The following is a 16710-nucleotide window of genomic DNA, read 5'->3' as shown; positions in this document are numbered from 1 at the left end:
TCGGGACAGTGAGACCAGTCCGGTCGTCCGTCGCGGGCACTGCGCCCGGCCAGCGTAAGTAATGGGGTCGCCCTGGTGACCCGTCATCCCCAATCCGGAGGAATCACTTCGCAATGGCCAAGACAATTGCGTACGACGAAGAGGCCCGTCGCGGCCTCGAGCGGGGCCTGAACAGCCTCGCCGACGCGGTAAAGGTGACGTTGGGTCCCAAGGGCCGTAACGTCGTCCTGGAGAAGAAGTGGGGCGCTCCCACGATCACCAACGATGGTGTGTCCATCGCCAAGGAGATCGAGCTGGAGGACCCCTACGAGAAGATCGGCGCCGAGCTGGTCAAGGAAGTCGCCAAGAAAACCGACGACATCGCCGGTGACGGCACCACCACGGCCACCGTGCTCGCCCAGGCGCTCGTCAAGGAGGGTTTGCGCAACGTGGCGGCCGGCGCCAACCCGCTGGGCCTCAAGCGCGGCATCGAGAAGGCGGTCGAGAAGGTCACCGAGACCCTGCTGAAGTCGGCGAAGGATGTCGAGACCAAGGACCAGATCGCTGCCACCGCCGCGATTTCCGCGGGCGACCAGTCGATCGGCGACCTGATCGCCGAGGCGATGGACAAGGTCGGCAACGAGGGCGTCATCACCGTCGAAGAGTCCAACACCTTCGGCCTGCAGCTCGAGCTCACCGAGGGTATGCGGTTCGACAAGGGCTATATCTCGGGCTACTTCGTCACCGACGCCGAGCGTCAGGAAGCCGTCCTGGAGGAGCCGTTCATTCTACTGGTCAGCTCCAAGGTGTCGACCGTCAAGGACCTGCTGCCGCTGCTGGAGAAGGTCATCCAGGCCGGCAAGCCGCTGCTGATTATAGCCGAGGACGTCGAGGGCGAGGCGCTGTCCACTCTGGTCGTCAACAAGATCCGCGGCACCTTCAAGTCAGTCGCCGTCAAGGCTCCCGGCTTTGGTGACCGCCGCAAGGCGATGCTGCAGGACATGGCCATCCTCACCGGTGGTCAGGTCATCAGCGAAGAGGTCGGCCTGACCCTGGAGAACGCCGACATTTCGCTGCTCGGCAAGGCCCGCAAGGTCGTCATCACCAAGGACGAGACCACCATCGTCGAGGGCGCCGGTGACACCGAGGCCATCGCCGGCCGGGTGGCGCAGATCCGCGCCGAGATCGAGAACAGCGACTCCGACTACGACCGCGAGAAGCTGCAGGAGCGCCTGGCCAAGCTGGCCGGCGGTGTTGCGGTGATCAAGGCCGGGGCTGCCACCGAGGTGGAGCTCAAGGAGCGCAAGCACCGCATCGAGGACGCGGTCCGCAACGCCAAGGCCGCTGTCGAGGAGGGTATCGTCGCCGGTGGTGGTGTGGCCCTGCTGCAGGCCGCTCCGGCCCTGGACTACCTCGGCCTTAAGGGCGACGAAGCCACCGGTGCTAACATCGTCCGCGTGGCGCTGTCGGCTCCGCTGAAGCAGATCGCCTTCAACTCCGGGCTGGAGCCTGGCGTTGTCGCCGAGAAGGTCACTAACTCGCCCGCCGGCGCCGGCCTGAACGCCGCCACCGGTGAGTACGAGGACCTGCTCAAGGCCGGCGTTGCCGACCCGGTCAAGGTGACCCGCTCGGCGCTGCAGAACGCGGCGTCCATCGCGGGTCTGTTCCTGACCACCGAGGCCGTCGTCGCCGACAAGCCGGAGAAGGCAGTCGCTCCGGCGGGCGACCCGACCGGTGGCATGGGCGGCATGGACTTCTAAGTCCCGTTACGAAAAAGCCCGGTCTGCGCATTGCAGGCCGGGTTTTTCGTGTCTCCACAGTGCTGAGCGATAGGTACGTCCCCACCGCGAGATTCGTTCCCAGGGCCCACACTCGGCGCATACCTGGCAGACGTATGGCGGTGAAAATGCCGGCACGGCATGGAGCCATTCCTTGGCAGCGCGGCGCTCAGGCGGGGCGCGGTTACCCGGAGCCAACTGCGCACCCGATACCGGCCGGTGTTCCGCGACGTGTACATTCTCAAGGAAGCGCGGCTGACGGCGGCGGTAAAGGCGCGCGGCGTGGCTGTCGACAGGGGCACCCTGGCGGTCCTGTCCGTCGCGGCGGTGCACGGCAGGAAATGGCGCGACGGCACCGCGCCCGCAGAGATCGTGCGCGGCAACCGGCATGGCCAGGCCGGCATCGTGGTCCACAGCTACGCGTTGGCCGACGGCGAGGTGCACATGGTCGCGGGAATGCCCGTGACGACAGCAGCCCGAACGGGTTTCGGCATCGGTCGCACCCGACCTGTCGCCAGTTCGGTCCCGATCCTCGACGCCTTGCTCAACGCGACAGGTACCAAGCCCGCCGACGTCAGCCTCGTCGCCGATCGGCACCCCCGGCGCCCGTGGTGTCCGGCAGCTGCGCGCTGTTCTGCAGCTTGCCGACGGTGGTGCCGAGTCACCGCAGGAGACCAGGGTGCGGCTGCTGTTGGTCGGTGCCGGAATGCCAAAACCCGAGACCCAGATCGAATTTCGGGAGCCGCGCATTCGAGTGGACATGGAGTGGGCGTGAGTGGCAGGTTGTGGTCGAATATGACGGCATCCAGCATTGGGAAAACCGATATCAGCGGTCATGGAACATCGAGCGAATCGCGCTGTTGGAGGCTGCCAGCTGGGCCGTGGTGCGGGTCAGCGCCGAAATGTTGTCCCGGCCGGACATCGTCGTCCAGCGGGTGAGGGAGAAGCTTCGCGAGCGTGGGGCATATGGACGAAATTGACGGCCGCCGCCGTAGGTAGGGCTCACACTCGGCCGGAAGGCTGAACACTACGCAGGTATGCAGGCAGCCCTGGGCCACCGATGGCGAGTCGATGTTGCGATGCAACAGGGCGCGGGTCGGCGCCACGCGCAGCCCGACCGTCTCGCCGTCCGATTCAGCGACCTCCGCCTGACCGTCCACGATCAATGAATAGCCACCCGGTTCGGGCGGCGGCCACAGCAGGGTGACTTCGTTACGGCGAGCCAGGTTTTCGCGGGTATGGCCGCCGATCTGCCCAACGTCCAGCGACGCCCCGTCCAGCCGCGGTTCGACCGCCACGGTGTGTACGCGATATTCGTCGTCGGCAGTGATCAAGTACCCGGACGAGAAGTCCGGCAGGGCGGCTGCCAGGCGCTCCAGGTCGACCCTATTTCTTCGTGCGCATGCTGTCGAGGATAGGCCTGCCCGGGCAGTGTCAGGTCGGCAAGCCCGCCTCGCCGTCGACCGGTGCGGCGCTGAACGGGACGTTGGCCAACGCTGGGTTCAGCAGGCCCTGCTGCGTGGCGTCCGGGTTGAAGCCTGTACCCGTGGTGGCCGAGTTCAGCAGGCCGGACTGCAGATTCGTCGTACTCACCCCGCCGGTGACGTACTGGCCGGAGCCCAACATGGCCGCGTCCGGGCCGGCGTGACTCACCCCGCCGGCCTGCCCCGCTTCGGCGTAGCCGGTACCGGTGCTGTCCCAGGGCAGCAGTCCGCCCGTCTGGCTGTCCGCCAGCCACGACCCGACATGGCCGCCGGTGTGGTCCAGGCCGGCCCCCGCGCTCAGGTGCTGCACCAGGTTGCCGATCCCAGCGTGCGGCGCGAAATTCAGGGTGCCGTTGTCGAAATTCACCCCGAGGTTCTGCATCACTTGCTGCCAGGGCACCAGCTGTTCGGCGGCCGCCGAACAGCTGGTGCCCTGGCAGCAAGTGATGCAGAACCTCGGGGTGAATTTCGACAACGGCACCCTGAATTTCGCGCCGCACGCTGGGATCGGCAACCTGGTGCAGCACCTGAGCGCGGGGGCCGGCCTGGACCACACCGGCGGCCATGTCGGGTCGTGGCTGGCGGACAGCCAGACGGGCGGACTGCTGCCCTGGGACAGCACCGGTACCGGCTACGCCGAAGCGGGGCAGGCCGGCGGGGTGAGTCACGCCGGCCCGGACGCGGCCATGTTGGGCTCCGGCCAGTACGTCACCGGCGGGGTGAGTACGACGAATCTGCAGTCCGGCCTGCTGAACTCGGCCACCACGGGTACAGGCTTCAACCCGGACGCCACGCAGCAGGGCCTGCTGAACCCAGCGTTGGCCAACGTCCCGTTCAGCGCCGCACCGGTCGACGGCGAGGCGGGCTTGCCGACCTGACACTGCCCGGGCAGGCCTATCCTCGACAGCATGCGCACGAAGAAATAGGGTCGACCTGGAGCGCCTGGCAGCCGCCCTGCCGGACTTCTCGTCCGGGTACTTGATCACTGCCGACGACGAATATCGCGTACACACCGTGGCGGTCGAACCGCGGCTGGACGGGGCGTCGCTGGACGTTGGGCAGATCGGCGGCCATACCCGCGAAAACCTGGCTCGCCGTAACGAAGTCACCCTGCTGTGGCCGCCGCCCGAACCGGGTGGCTATTCATTGATCGTGGACGGTCAGGCGGAGGTCGCTGAATCGGACGGCGAGACGGTCGGGCTGCGCGTGGCGCCGACCCGCGCCCTGTTGCATCGCAACATCGACTCGCCATCGGTGGCCCAGGGCTGCCTGCATACCTGCGTAGTGTTCAGCCTTCCGGCCGAGTGTGAGCCCTACCTACGGCGGCGGCCGTCAATTTCGTCCATATGCCCCACGCTCGCGAAGCTTCTCCCTCACCCGCTGGACGACGATGTCCGGCCGGGACAACATTTCGGCGCTGACCCGCACCACGGCCCAGCTGGCAGCCTCCAACAGCGCGATTCGCTCGATGTTCCATGACCGCTGATATCGGTTTTCCCAATGCTGGATGCCGTCATATTCGACCACAACCTGCCACTCACGCCCACTCCATGTCCACTCGAATGCGCGGCTCCCGAAATTCGATCTGGGTCTCGGGTTTTGGCATTCCGGCACCGACCAACAGCAGCCGCACCCTGGTCTCCTGCGGTGACTCGGCACCACCGTCGGCAAGCTGCAGAACAGCGCGCAGCTGCCGGACACCACGGGCGCCGGGGGTGCCGATCGGCGACGAGGCTGACGTCGGCGGGCTTGGTACCTGTCGCGTTGAGCAAGGCGTCGAGGATCGGGACCGAACTGGCGACAGGTCGGGTGCGACCGATGCCGAAACCCGTTCGGGCTGCTGTCGTCACGGGCATTCCCGCGACCATGTGCACCTCGCCGTCGGCCAACGCGTAGCTGTGGACCACGATGCCGGCCTGGCCATGCCGGTTGCCGCGCACGATCTCTGCGGGCGCGGTGCCGTCGCGCCATTTCCTGCCGTGCACCGCCGCGACGGACAGGACCGCCAGGGTGCCCCTGTCGACAGCCACGCCGCGCGCCTTTACCGCCGCCGTCAGCCGCGCTTCCTTGAGAATGTACACGTCGCGGAACACCGGCCGGTATCGGGTGCGCAGTTGGCTCCGGGTAACCGCGCCCCGCCTGAGCGCCGCGCTGCCAAGGAATGGCTCCATGCCGTGCCGGCATTTTCACCGCCATACGTCTGCCAGGTATGCGCCGAGTGTGGGCCCTGGGAACGAATCTCGCGGTGGGGACGTACCTATCGCTCAGCACTGTGGAGACACGAAAAACCCGGCCTGCAATGCGCAGACCGGGCTTTTTCGTAACGGGACTTAGAAGTCCATGCCGCCCATGCCACCGGTCGGGTCGCCCGCCGGAGCGACTGCCTTCTCCGGCTTGTCGGCGACGACGGCCTCGGTGGTCAGGAACAGACCCGCGATGGACGCCGCGTTCTGCAGCGCCGAGCGGGTCACCTTGACCGGGTCGGCAACGCCGGCCTTGAGCAGGTCCTCGTACTCACCGGTGGCGGCGTTCAGGCCGGCGCCGGCGGGCGAGTTAGTGACCTTCTCGGCGACAACGCCAGGCTCCAGCCCGGAGTTGAAGGCGATCTGCTTCAGCGGAGCCGACAGCGCCACGCGGACGATGTTAGCACCGGTGGCTTCGTCGCCCTTAAGGCCGAGGTAGTCCAGGGCCGGAGCGGCCTGCAGCAGGGCCACACCACCACCGGCGACGATACCCTCCTCGACAGCGGCCTTGGCGTTGCGGACCGCGTCCTCGATGCGGTGCTTGCGCTCCTTGAGCTCCACCTCGGTGGCAGCCCCGGCCTTGATCACCGCAACACCGCCGGCCAGCTTGGCCAGGCGCTCCTGCAGCTTCTCGCGGTCGTAGTCGGAGTCGCTGTTCTCGATCTCGGCGCGGATCTGCGCCACCCGGCCGGCGATGGCCTCGGTGTCACCGGCGCCCTCGACGATGGTGGTCTCGTCCTTGGTGATGACGACCTTGCGGGCCTTGCCGAGCAGCGAAATGTCGGCGTTCTCCAGGGTCAGGCCGACCTCTTCGCTGATGACCTGACCACCGGTGAGGATGGCCATGTCCTGCAGCATCGCCTTGCGGCGGTCACCAAAGCCGGGAGCCTTGACGGCGACTGACTTGAAGGTGCCGCGGATCTTGTTGACGACCAGAGTGGACAGCGCCTCGCCCTCGACGTCCTCGGCTATAATCAGCAGCGGCTTGCCGGCCTGGATGACCTTCTCCAGCAGCGGCAGCAGGTCCTTGACGGTCGACACCTTGGAGCTGACCAGTAGAATGAACGGCTCCTCCAGGACGGCTTCCTGACGCTCGGCGTCGGTGACGAAGTAGCCCGAGATATAGCCCTTGTCGAACCGCATACCCTCGGTGAGCTCGAGCTGCAGGCCGAAGGTGTTGGACTCTTCGACGGTGATGACGCCCTCGTTGCCGACCTTGTCCATCGCCTCGGCGATCAGGTCGCCGATCGACTGGTCGCCCGCGGAAATCGCGGCGGTGGCAGCGATCTGGTCCTTGGTCTCGACATCCTTCGCCGACTTCAGCAGGGTCTCGGTGACCTTCTCGACCGCCTTCTCGATGCCGCGCTTGAGGCCCAGCGGGTTGGCGCCGGCCGCCACGTTGCGCAAACCCTCCTTGACGAGCGCCTGGGCGAGCACGGTGGCCGTGGTGGTGCCGTCACCGGCGATGTCGTCGGTTTTCTTGGCGACTTCCTTGACCAGCTCGGCGCCGATCTTCTCGTAGGGGTCCTCCAGCTCGATCTCCTTGGCGATGGACACACCATCGTTGGTGATCGTGGGAGCGCCCCACTTCTTCTCCAGGACGACGTTACGGCCCTTGGGACCCAACGTCACCTTTACCGCGTCGGCGAGGCTGTTCAGGCCCCGCTCGAGGCCGCGACGGGCCTCTTCGTCGTACGCAATTGTCTTGGCCATTGCGAAGTGATTCCTCCGGATTGGGGATGACGGGTCACCAGGGCGACCCCATTACTTACGCTGGCCGGGCGCAGTGCCCGCGACGGACGACCGGACTGGTCTCACTGTCCCGACCTAGCACTCGCCCATCGCGAGTGCCAACGTCATTCTTAGCACTCGCCTATGCCGAGTGCAAGAAGCTCACCCGCTATCGCCCAGCGTGTAACCCATCCACGACAACGTCGGTCACCCGGTCGGCCAGCGCCGAGTCATAGGCCCGCATCGCCTGGCAGCCGACCAGGATCGCCGTCAGATCCCGCATGTCGACGTCGCGCCGCGCGGTGCCGGCCTCCTGGGCGGCACGAAGCAGCTCGCCCAGCATGGCCTTGAACGCTTCGTCGGCCTCGGGTGCGGCGCAGGCGATGTCGATTCCGTACCCGGCCAGCGCGTCGACCAGGCCGCGGTTCGCGGCGCCCCACTGCAAGACCATCGAACGCAGGAAGGCGAACAGGGCCTCCCCCAGGCCCTCCGACTGCAGCAGGGCATACCCGTCATCGACGAGGAGGCGCATGCGGTCCTCGATCACGGCCCGAAACAGCGCCTCCTTTCTCGGGAAGTGCCGGTAGACGGTACCGGCACCGACGCCGGCACGCCGGCGATCTCGTCGATGGGCACCGACAAGCCCTCCGCCGCGAAGGTGTCGTAGGCGACGTCGAGCAGGCGTGCCCGATTACGCGCCGCGTCAGCACGCAGCCGACGTTCGGGCTGCGCCATCCATTCACCCCTTCGTGGTTGACAAAACGGAGCGCTCGCTTTGTTTACTTTACTAGATTTAAGGAGCCCGGTCATGACCAAATGGACCATCGCGAACATCCCCGACCAGTCTGGCCGGGTCGCCGTCATCACTGGAGCCAACACGGGTCTGGGTTTCGAGACCGCCCTGGCGCTGGCCGAGCACGGCGCCCACGTGGTGCTCGCGGTCCGCGAGCTCAACAAGGGAAAGGACGCCGCGGAGCGCATCACCACCCGCAGTCCCCACGCCGATGTCGCCCTGCAGGAGCTCGACCTGACGTCGCTCGCATCGGTTCGGGAGGCCGCCAAGGCGCTGCGCACCGCGCATGACCGCATCGACCTGCTGATCAACAACGCGGGGTGATGTGGACGCCGAAGGCGACCACCAAGGACGGCATCAAGTTGCAGTTCGGCACCAAACCACCAGGGCCACTTCGCCCTCACCGGGCTGCTGCTGGACCGGATCCTGCCGGTCTCCGGCTCGCGCGGGTGGTGACGGTCAGCAGCATCGGCCACCGCATCCAGGCCGACATTCATTTCGACGACCTGCAATGGGAGCGCAGCTACAGCCGTGTCGGCGCCTACGGACAGGCCAAGCTGGCCAACCTGATGTTCACCTACGAGTTGCAACGACGGCTGGCACCGCACGGCACGACGATCGCGGTGGCAGCCCACCCCGGTGGTTCGCGCGGCGAATTGACCCGCCCTGTCCGAACCGCTGATGCTGATCGCAATGGGGATCGAGCCGTTGTTCCAGGAGAAGGCCATAGGGGCGTTGCCGACGCTACGCGCCGCGACCGACCCCGGCGTGCTGGGTGAGCAGTACTACGGCCCGGCGGCTTCGCCGAGCAGCGCGGTTACCCGAAGGTCGTTGCCTCCAGCGAGAAGTCGCACGACGTCGACGCGCAGCGCCGGTTGTAGGCGGTCTCCGAGGAGCTCACCGGGGTGACGTATCCGTTCGACTAGCGAGCCAGATCGAGTAGCTGCTCGTAAAAGCCACCGAACCCGCGCGGTCGGTCGACCAGGTGGCTCTCCAGGATCCAGTGGCACGGCCGTCCTGCGGCGTCTTCGTGCCGCAGCAGCCGGTTCGAGCCGGGCGCGGTGTACCACTTGACGCCGTCGCCAACGATCTTGCAGTGCGAGAATTCGCCGACCAGATGGCCGGCGATGGGGCTGCCCCACTCGAAGCCCTCGGCGCGGGCCGCGCCAACCATGCGGTCATACAACTCGGCACCGGTGACGCCCGAGTGTTCGCCGAAGTAGTCGCGCCCGGCCTGCCACACTCGCGGAAGCGCTTCGCGCACAGCGTGTTTAGCGGGATCGTTGCCCAACACGAAGGTGCGCCCGAAGTCGGCTTCCCATTCCTCGAAGACCGGTCCGAGATCGAGGAACGCGATGTTGTCGGCGGCGATCACCCAGTCCGGCGGATGCTCCTTGAACGACTGCAGGGTGTTCTCGCCGGCTGACGATGCAACCGGCGACGGCCCACCGCATCATGACCGGCGCGCCGGTGCCGGGCCGGCGCGACGGGGATCGTGCCGGTGGAGAACACCGACGGCGGCTTGCATTCGGTGGAGATCCAGCAGAGCTCGGTCGCCCGGCAAGCACATCCGGCGGGCCGGCGAGGACGTCGTCGCGTGCACCACGGTGCTGCGTGCGGGCCAGGTCGTGACGCCGGCGGTGCTGGGTCTGGCCGTGGCGCTGGGATTGGCGGAGCTGCCGGTGATCCCGCGGCAGCGGGTGTTGGTGATGTCGATGGGCAGCGAGCTGGTGACGCCGGGCACCCCGCTGCAACCCGGTCAGATCTACGAGACCAACTCGGTGATGCTGGCCAGGGCCGTGCTGGGAGGCCGGTGCGGAGGTGATCGCTGTCGCGACCGCCGAGGACGATGTCGCGCAGTTCAGCGCGCTCCTGGAACAGCACACCGAAAACGGGTTCGACCCGATCATCACCAGCGGTGGTGTCAGTGCCGGGGCCTACGAGGTGGTCAAGGACGCGTTCGGTCCCGACGGCGTGCGAGGCGGGGAAAGCGTCGAATTCGTCAAGGTGGCAATACAGCCGGGGATGCCTCAGGGGGTCGGCCGGGTCGCCGGCACGACGATCGTCACCCTGCCCGGTAACCCGGTCAGCGCGCTGGTGTCCTTCGAAGTGTTCATCCGGCCGGCGCTACGCATGGCGATGGGGCTGCCGGCTCCGTATCGCCCACACCGGCCCGCGGTGCTGGCCGAATCGCTCACCTCACCGCGCGGCAAACGCCAGTTCCGCCGCGCGATCCTCGACCCCGAGACGGGCAGTGTGGTCAGTTACGGCCCGCCCGCGTCGCATCACCTGCGGTGGCTGGCCTCCGCGAACGACCCCCTCGATCGTATTACCAACATCCTTCCCGGCCGGGATCCGGACCAACCAGTACGCTGCCCAAACTCCGTAAGATGACGCGGGTGGCACGACGCCCCCGTCCTTCCGCTTCAGAAGGCCAGTCCTTGCAAGGTCTGACTGTCAGCCCTCGACATATGCTTGAGTTGCTGCGCGAGACCGTTCCGCCAGTGCACCCCGCAGGGCTGCCGTTCATTTTGGCTGGTCTGGCTCTGGCCATCCTTGGCCGCAACCACCGCTGGCCGCGGCGCACGGGCCTGCTGGCCGCGGGCGCGTGCGCCGCGTTTTTCCGGCACCCGCCGCGGGTGCCGCCTGCCCGGCCCGGTGCCGTCGTCGCACCGGCGGACGGCCTGGTCTGTCTGGCCGACTCCGCGGCACCGCCGGCGGAGCTGAAAATGGGCGACACGCCGCTGCCGCGGATCAGCATCTTCCTGTCGATCTTCGACGCCCACGTGCTGCGCGCCCCGGTCAGCGGCCAGGTGATCGCGGTGCAGCACCGGCCGGGCCGCTTCGGGTCGGCCGACCTGCCCTCGGCCAGCGACGAGAACGAGCGCACCAGCGTACGAATCCGAACCGAGAGCGGCGCCGAGGTGGTCGCCGTCCAGATCGCCGGGCTGGTGGCCCGTCGTATCGTGTGCAACGCGCGCGCCGGGGACAAGCTGTCGATCGGCGACACCTACGGCCTCATCCGGTTCGGCTCCCGGCTCGACATCTACCTACCCCCAGGCGCGGAGCCGATCGTCAGAGTCGGCCAGCGCGCGGTGGCCGGCGAGACCGTGTTGGCGGAGCTGCCATGACCAACAGGATCCGGGGCCGAGCGGTCAACCTGCAGATCCTGCCCAGCGCGATGACGGTGCTGTCGATCTGCGCGGGGTTTACGTCGATCAAGTTCTCGCTCGAGCACCAGCCCAAAGCGGCGATGGCGTTGATCGCCGCGGCGGCGATCCTGGACGGGTTGGACGGCCGGGTGGCCCGCATCCTGGAGGCCCAATCACGGCTGGGCGAGGAGATCGACTCGCTGGCCGACGCGGTGAACTTCGGGGTGAGCCCGGCGGTAGTGCTCTACGTGACGCTGTTGTCGACCTCGCCGGTGGGATGGATCGCAGTGCTGCTCTACGCGGTGTGCGTGGTGCTGCGGCTGGCGCGGTTCAACGCGCTGCAGGACGACGGGACCCAGCCGGCGTATGCGCGTGAGTTTTTCGTCGGGATGCCCGCCCCGGCTGGCGCCGTGTCGATGATCGGCCTGATCGGGCTCAAGCTGCAGTTCGGTGACGGCTGGTGGTCGGCGCCGCTGTTCCTGTGCATCTGGATCGCGGGAACCTCCATTCTGATGATCAGCAAGATCCCGATGCGCAAGATGCATGCGGCCGCGGTTCCGCCCAATTGGGCGGCCCCGCTGCTGGCACTCCTGGCGATCTGCGCGGCGGCGGCGGTGCTGGTCCACTACGTCCTGATCTGGGTGATCATCATCGCCTACCTGTGTCACGTCCCGTTTGCGGTGCGCAACAAGCGGTGGCTGGCCGAGCACCCGGAGGTGTGGGACGAAAAGCCCGAGCAGCGGCGCGCGGTACGGCGGACGAATCGGCAGGCGCAGCCGAACCGGCGGCCGATCGTCCGCTTCGGCAGATCCGGCGGCCGGTCGGTGGCGCGGCTGGGACTTCGTAAGCCGGGTGGGCGATTACCATGACTGCCGCGGGGCCCGGGCAGCTGACGCTGACCGCCCGTCTGAACACCTCAGCCGTTGACTCGCGCCGCGGCGTCGTCAGGCTGGATCCGAATGCCCTTGCTGCGCTGAGCATTCGGGAATGGGATGCGGTATCCTTGACGGGATCGCGAACCACCGCCGCCGTGGCGGGTCTGGCCGATCGGGACATCCCGGTCAGCACGGTGCTGCTCGACGACGTGACGCTGTCCAACGCGGGGCTGCGCGGGGGCACCGCGTTGATCGTCGGCGCCGTCACGGTGTACGGCGCGCGCTCGGTGACATTGAGCGGCTCTTCGTTTGCCACCCGGTCGATCAGCCCGGCGACGCTGCGGCAGGCGCTGCTCGGCAAGGTCATGACGGTGGGCGACGCGGTGTCGCTGCTGCCCCGCGACCTCGGGCCGGGCACCTCGACGTCGGCCGCCAGCCGGGCGCTGGCGGTCGGGATCAGTTGGACCTCGGAGTTGCTCACCGTCACCGCGGTTGATCCCGAGGGCCCGGTGAGCGTGCAGCCGAATTCCCTGGTCACCTAGGGCGACGGTGTGGTGCCCAACGCCGGTGTCGCGACGGGCCGGGCTGAACGGGCCGATATCGCCAACCCGGCAATCCATGTCGACGACCTTTAGGGTTCCCAGGTGCACGCCGGCAAGCTGAGCGAGTGGCTCAAGTTGGCCCTCGACAAACCGCACCTGCTGAAATCCTTGGCGCCACAACGAATTTGGGGTGCTGGTTTCTGGTCCGGCCGGGGGTGGGCAAGGCGACGATGGTGCGCGCGGTGTGCGCCGGACGCCGGCTGGTCGAACTCGACGGCCCGGAGGCGGGTGCACTCGCGGCCGAAGACCGGCTCAAGACGGTAGCCGCCGCGGCGACCACGGTCCGCAACGATGGCGGCGTGCTGCTGATCACCGACGTCGACGCGCTGCTGCCGGAGACCGCCGAGCCGGTGGCCGCTCTGATCCTCGCCGAGCTGCGCAACGCGGTAGCCACCGACGGGGTGGCACTGATCGCCACCTCCGCGCGTCCCGACCACCTCGATCCGCGGTTGCGCTCCCCCGAGCTGTGCGACCGGGAACTCAGCTTGACGCTTCCCGACGGTGGCACCCGCAAGGCGCTGCTCGAAACACTGCTACGATCCGCCCCCACCGAGGAGCTGAATCTTGATGATATCTGCAGTAGCACAACAGTTTTCGTAGCCACTGATCTTGCTGCCCTGGTGCGCGAGGCGGCGCTGCGGGCGGCGTCACGGGCCCAGCCCTCGATCTCGAGCACCGGCAGGTATGCCGGCGTCGACCCGTAGAACGCGATCAACGACGCGACGCCGTTGACGGCCGCGGTCAGGTCCGCCTCGGTGCTGCCGACCGCGACCATGGCCTGCGCGATCACCCTGAAGATCGTTGGCCTTTCGATCCTCACGGCGCAGTCCCGCGTAGAGGGCTGGCAGGGTGCGTTCGGCGAAATGCCGGGCACTGTTGAACGGCATGACGAGCAGGCCGTCGGCGACTTCGGCCGCAGTGCGCGTCATGATCGGGCCCAGCGCCCCCATCAGCACCGGCGGCGGCCCAAAGGGGTTGGGCCCCGGATTGAAATTGGGCGCCATCAGCGTATGGGTGAAGAACTCGCCACGAAAGTTCAAGGGAGACTGGCCCTCCCAGGCCGCAAAAATCGCCTTGAGCGCGGCAATCGTCTCGGCCATGCATGCGGCCGGCTGGTCCCAGGTTCTGCCGTAGCGCTTTTCGATGTGGACTTTGATCTGCGAGCCCAGACCGAGCCGGAAGCGGCCACCTCTGAAGACCTGTAAATCGTAGGCGGCGTGTGCCAGGTGCAGCGGACTGCGCGGCGCGGCGATCGCGACGTTGGTCATCAGATCGAGGCTGGTCTCCCGGGCGGCCACCAGCAGCGGGAAGAAGACATCGTGTTGACCTTCGAAGGTGAACAGGCCATCGGCGCCGGTCTCGGCGGCGCTCGCCGACACACCCGTCGGCGATCCGTTGACCTGCAGATGTGCCTTCACTCAACCGTCCAGTCGCTCAACCAATTCCCCATAAAATCACACCGCTAATCCGACAGCTGGAACTCCACCATTTCCGCGAGCGTGTCGACCGCCTCGCGCAGCGCGACGAACCGGTCCGCCGCGGTTGGCGGCGACAACACGGCATACCGGTCGGCCGCGCCGATCGGTATGCGACCGGCCAACGCGAACAGCCGCTGTCCCGCATCGGAGTGGCCCGAACCCAGCAACACCTCGCGGTCCGGCAGTGCGGTGTCGCGGGACTCGGCGATCCGCTCGAACAACGCCATCATCCGGTCCTCGACGTCGACCAGCTGGGCCGGGATCACCGGATCGCCGGCCTCATCAGGCCAGCGGCGCACCGACGCCCGCGGGTAGGGATCGTAGGGCAGCCACCCGCACACCCGAATCCGCTCGCCGGTTCGGGTGTGCGGCTCGTAGCGGTCCGCGCCCGCGTCGATGCACTCGTCGATGTGGCACAGCACGCCGACGTCGCACCGCTCGTCACCACCACCGACCTCACGGCCGCGGAGATCATCACGACACCGAAGGGTTCGTCGGTCCGCAGGCAGTGCCGCACCAGCGCGACGTAGCGGAGCTCTAGGATACGCAGCGACAGATCCTGGTTCGGCAGAAACGCCGCCTCAGCGGAAACATCGCCAGCTCAATCGTTTCCGGATCCGCCATAACGCCAACCTAGATGTCCAGCTCGGATGTCCAGCTCGTCCACCAACGCATCGACGACCGCGCGCAGATCGCCGTCGTGCTCCTCGGCCATCCGCCGCTGTCGCTTATATGAGGCGCCGTTGCGCCAAATGCCTTCCACCGCGGCCAGTTCCTCACTGCAGTGCAGCGCCTTGGCGACCGGCTCCAGCCGCGTCAGCACGTCGGCGAGATCCTCGGTGACCATGCGCTCGTTGCTTCGGCATCCAGGATGATCACCGCGTCCAGACCGTAGCGCGCCGCACGCTACTTGCTTCTCCTGGTCTGGTTGTAGCGTTCCGGTGGGATGTTGCCGAAGTTGTCGGCGCCGGCGTGGATGATGATCGCGGTCTTTTCACCACTCAACAGTCTTCCGTCGTGACCGCGTCGGTGGTGGTCACCCGCGTCCCGATGCCGTCCTTACGCACCCTGCAGCTAGGTGAGGTCGCCACTTTCGGGTTGGGTGGAGTGGCCGGGCGCTTGGTAATGGCCGCCGACCGAGAGGAAGTCGCCGGGCGAGCCGCCGGTGGGGCAACCGAATTGGGTTCGCGCTTGCCGATTTTGTGGATGCGCACGCTGTGGAAGCCCGGCGTGATCCCGCCGACCCCGGTCGTCGCGATCGTGATGGTGGCGTAGTCGTTGCTGAAGTCGAACGCCGCGGTCGCCACCTGGGTGCCGTCCGGCGCGGGCAGGTGTGTGGTGATGCTTGGCTTTCCCTCGCTTGCACCCTCGGCAGCCGCGGATCCCGACGGCGCAGGCGATCCCGTCCACACGGACGGCGTGGTGCCCGGCACCGAGGAGGCGTGTAGGGGCGACAAGCACGCACTCAGCGCGGCGACGACATTGGCTGCGGACAAGGTGGCGAGAACAACCTTGCGGTGACCGGCGGGCTTAGGCATAGCAGAAGCCTAACCCGGCGCACGACTCCGAGTCAGCCCGTAACCACCACGATGACGCCCGGTGGCTCACCGGACAGGGCGGGGATGCGCGGTTCGACGGCGGCCCCAAGGTTTTTACCCACCGCGTCGGCGGTGGCGTGCTCACCCTCGGCGTCGGTGAAGTACACCGTCATCACCGTCACGTCGGGCAGCGACATGTTGCCCACGTCGACGACCTTGAAGCCGGCGGCCTTGAGTTGGTCCGCGGCGCGGCCGGCGACACCGTCCTTGCCGGAGATGTTGTAGACGTGCACGTCGGCCTGGTTGGCGGGCTTCGGGCTCGTCGAGGTCGCCGGCGTGGCGCTGGCGGAGCTGGTCACGCTCGAGCCCGCCGAGGCCGAGTCGTCGTCGGACTTCCCGAACGAGCTCAGCGCCTGCCACCCGAGCAGTAAGAAGATGACGCCGAGGAACAACAGCACCATCACCATGGCCCGCAGTGGGAGCCCCGTCGAGTCGGGCACGCGCTCTTTCATCGAGCCCTACTGTAGCTACTCAGGTCACCTCGAAGCCGAGGCGCCGGGCGGCGCGCGCCTTCTGCCGGCTGGCGCGCAGCCGCCGTAGCCGTTTCACCAGCATCGGGTCGGCCGCCAGCGCCTCGGGCCGATCCACCAACGCGTTGAGCACTTGGTAGTACCGCGTCGCCGACATCGAGAACAGCTCTTTGATCGCGTCTTCCTTGACACCGGCGAACTTCCACCACTGCCGTTCAAAGGCCAAGATGTCGTGTTCGCGTCGGGTCAGCCCATCGGCGGTCTCAGCATCGTCCCCCGATCGATTTGCCCGCGCCATGGCGCTGTCCATATCGCTTCCCCTGGACCCTTCCGCCGAATTCCGTGTTGCTCGCATGACTTGACTTACCTAGAGGCATGTTTCGGCGAGTATTGAATCACGCCGCGAACCCTCAAGTCGTCATCCAGACCCGCGAGTCGGCCGATTGGCTTCATAGCTTGCATCGGAGGGGCGCCCCGGTGCGCATACAGCCCGCTGCCTTGCGGCGCGCATCGTCGGCGGGCTTAAG

Annotated in this window: 8 protein-coding genes and 12 pseudogenes; 9 read left to right on the top strand and 11 right to left on the bottom strand. The window is 67.3% G+C overall.

All coding sequences use genetic code 11. The features are described 5' to 3' along the window. Window positions 1-113: 113 nt before the first annotated feature. Window positions 114-1739, top strand: coding sequence for a chaperonin GroEL (gene groL, locus FQ389_RS02095; protein WP_144205959.1), 1626 nt, complete (start codon window positions 114-116; stop codon window positions 1737-1739). A gap of 1031 nt (window positions 1740-2770) precedes the next feature. Here groL (FQ389_RS02095) and FQ389_RS02105 read toward each other — a convergent pair. Together FQ389_RS02105 and FQ389_RS02110 are read right to left on the bottom strand one after the other, a co-directional pair. Next, window positions 2771-3136: pseudogene (locus FQ389_RS02105) on the bottom strand (pyridoxamine 5'-phosphate oxidase family protein); the annotation flags it as partial. Window positions 3137-3191: 55 nt separating this feature from the next. Beyond that, window positions 3192-3641 (bottom strand): hypothetical protein, encoded by a 450-nt coding sequence (locus tag FQ389_RS02110; protein ID WP_144205960.1) that lies wholly within the window; start codon window positions 3639-3641, stop codon window positions 3192-3194. 28 nt (window positions 3642-3669) lie between these two features. Between FQ389_RS02110 and FQ389_RS02115 the strand changes: the two genes are divergently transcribed. Together FQ389_RS02115 and FQ389_RS02120 are read left to right on the top strand one after the other, a co-directional pair. Beyond that, window positions 3670-4119 (top strand): hypothetical protein, encoded by a 450-nt coding sequence (locus tag FQ389_RS02115; RefSeq protein ID WP_144205960.1) that lies wholly within the window; start codon window positions 3670-3672, stop codon window positions 4117-4119. A gap of 55 nt (window positions 4120-4174) precedes the next feature. Beyond that, window positions 4175-4540: pseudogene (locus tag FQ389_RS02120) on the top strand (pyridoxamine 5'-phosphate oxidase family protein); the annotation flags it as partial. Between the two features lie 1031 nt (window positions 4541-5571). On the opposite strand, the gene groL (FQ389_RS02130) reads toward FQ389_RS02120, so the two are convergent. Together groL (FQ389_RS02130) and FQ389_RS02135 are read right to left on the bottom strand one after the other, a co-directional pair. Then, window positions 5572-7197, bottom strand: a complete 1626-nt coding sequence (gene groL, locus FQ389_RS02130) for a chaperonin GroEL (protein ID WP_144205959.1) — start codon at window positions 7195-7197, stop codon at window positions 5572-5574. Between the two features lie 187 nt (window positions 7198-7384). After that, a pseudogene (locus tag FQ389_RS02135) lies at window positions 7385-7950 on the bottom strand (TetR/AcrR family transcriptional regulator). 73 nt (window positions 7951-8023) lie between these two features. Between FQ389_RS02135 and FQ389_RS02140 the strand changes: the two are divergent. After that, window positions 8024-8889 (top strand): annotated as a pseudogene (locus FQ389_RS02140) (SDR family NAD(P)-dependent oxidoreductase). A 41-nt stretch (window positions 8890-8930) separates the two neighbouring features. Here FQ389_RS02140 and FQ389_RS02145 read toward each other — a convergent pair. Beyond that, window positions 8931-9431, bottom strand: a pseudogene (locus tag FQ389_RS02145) (M24 family metallopeptidase); the annotation flags it as partial. Between FQ389_RS02145 and FQ389_RS02150 the strand changes: the two are divergent. From FQ389_RS02150 to FQ389_RS21895, 5 genes and pseudogenes are all read left to right on the top strand, one after another. After that, window positions 9413-10402, top strand: a pseudogene (locus FQ389_RS02150) (molybdopterin molybdotransferase MoeA); the annotation flags it as partial. The pseudogenes FQ389_RS02145 and FQ389_RS02150 sit on opposite strands and share 19 nt — an antisense overlap. A gap of 5 nt (window positions 10403-10407) precedes the next feature. Then, window positions 10408-11139, top strand: a complete 732-nt coding sequence (locus tag FQ389_RS02155) for a phosphatidylserine decarboxylase (RefSeq protein WP_407662724.1) — start codon at window positions 10408-10410, stop codon at window positions 11137-11139. Next, window positions 11136-12029, top strand: coding sequence for a CDP-diacylglycerol--serine O-phosphatidyltransferase (pssA, locus tag FQ389_RS02160; RefSeq protein WP_144205956.1), 894 nt, complete (start codon window positions 11136-11138; stop codon window positions 12027-12029). Before FQ389_RS02155 ends, pssA begins: the two co-directional genes overlap by 4 nt. After that, window positions 12026-12574 (top strand): annotated as a pseudogene (locus FQ389_RS21900) (AAA family ATPase); the annotation flags it as partial. The gene pssA and the pseudogene FQ389_RS21900, both read left to right, overlap by 4 nt. A 90-nt stretch (window positions 12575-12664) precedes the next feature. Next, window positions 12665-13293: pseudogene (locus FQ389_RS21895) on the top strand (AAA family ATPase); the annotation flags it as partial. Here FQ389_RS21895 and FQ389_RS18730 read toward each other — a convergent pair. The 6 genes and pseudogenes from FQ389_RS18730 to FQ389_RS02195 form a co-directional block, all read right to left on the bottom strand. Next, window positions 13293-14055, bottom strand: a pseudogene (locus tag FQ389_RS18730) (TIGR03617 family F420-dependent LLM class oxidoreductase); the annotation flags it as partial. The pseudogenes FQ389_RS21895 and FQ389_RS18730 sit on opposite strands and share 1 nt — an antisense overlap. 44 nt (window positions 14056-14099) lie before the next feature. After that, window positions 14100-14739 (bottom strand): annotated as a pseudogene (locus FQ389_RS02175) (LON peptidase substrate-binding domain-containing protein). Further along, a pseudogene (locus FQ389_RS02180) lies at window positions 14717-15021 on the bottom strand (hypothetical protein); the annotation flags it as partial. The pseudogenes FQ389_RS02180 and FQ389_RS02175, both read right to left, overlap by 23 nt. Further along, window positions 15022-15653, bottom strand: a pseudogene (sodC, locus tag FQ389_RS02185) (superoxide dismutase[Cu-Zn]). It abuts the pseudogene before it with no gap. 32 nt (window positions 15654-15685) lie between these two features. Further along, complete coding sequence (locus FQ389_RS02190; protein WP_144205954.1) at window positions 15686-16165, bottom strand: LytR C-terminal domain-containing protein; 480 nt, start codon at window positions 16163-16165, stop codon at window positions 15686-15688. Window positions 16166-16184: 19 nt separating this feature from the next. Further along, complete coding sequence (locus tag FQ389_RS02195) at window positions 16185-16493, bottom strand: DUF3263 domain-containing protein (RefSeq protein ID WP_144205953.1); 309 nt, start codon at window positions 16491-16493, stop codon at window positions 16185-16187. Window positions 16494-16710: the final 217 nt, after the last annotated feature.

It is taken from the genome of Mycobacterium tilburgii (genome assembly GCF_902168065.1).
Classification (GTDB): domain Bacteria; phylum Actinomycetota; class Actinomycetes; order Mycobacteriales; family Mycobacteriaceae; genus Mycobacterium; species Mycobacterium tilburgii.
The sequence above is the reverse complement of the archived record's forward strand: the minus strand, read 5'-3'. Positions and strand labels throughout refer to the sequence as shown.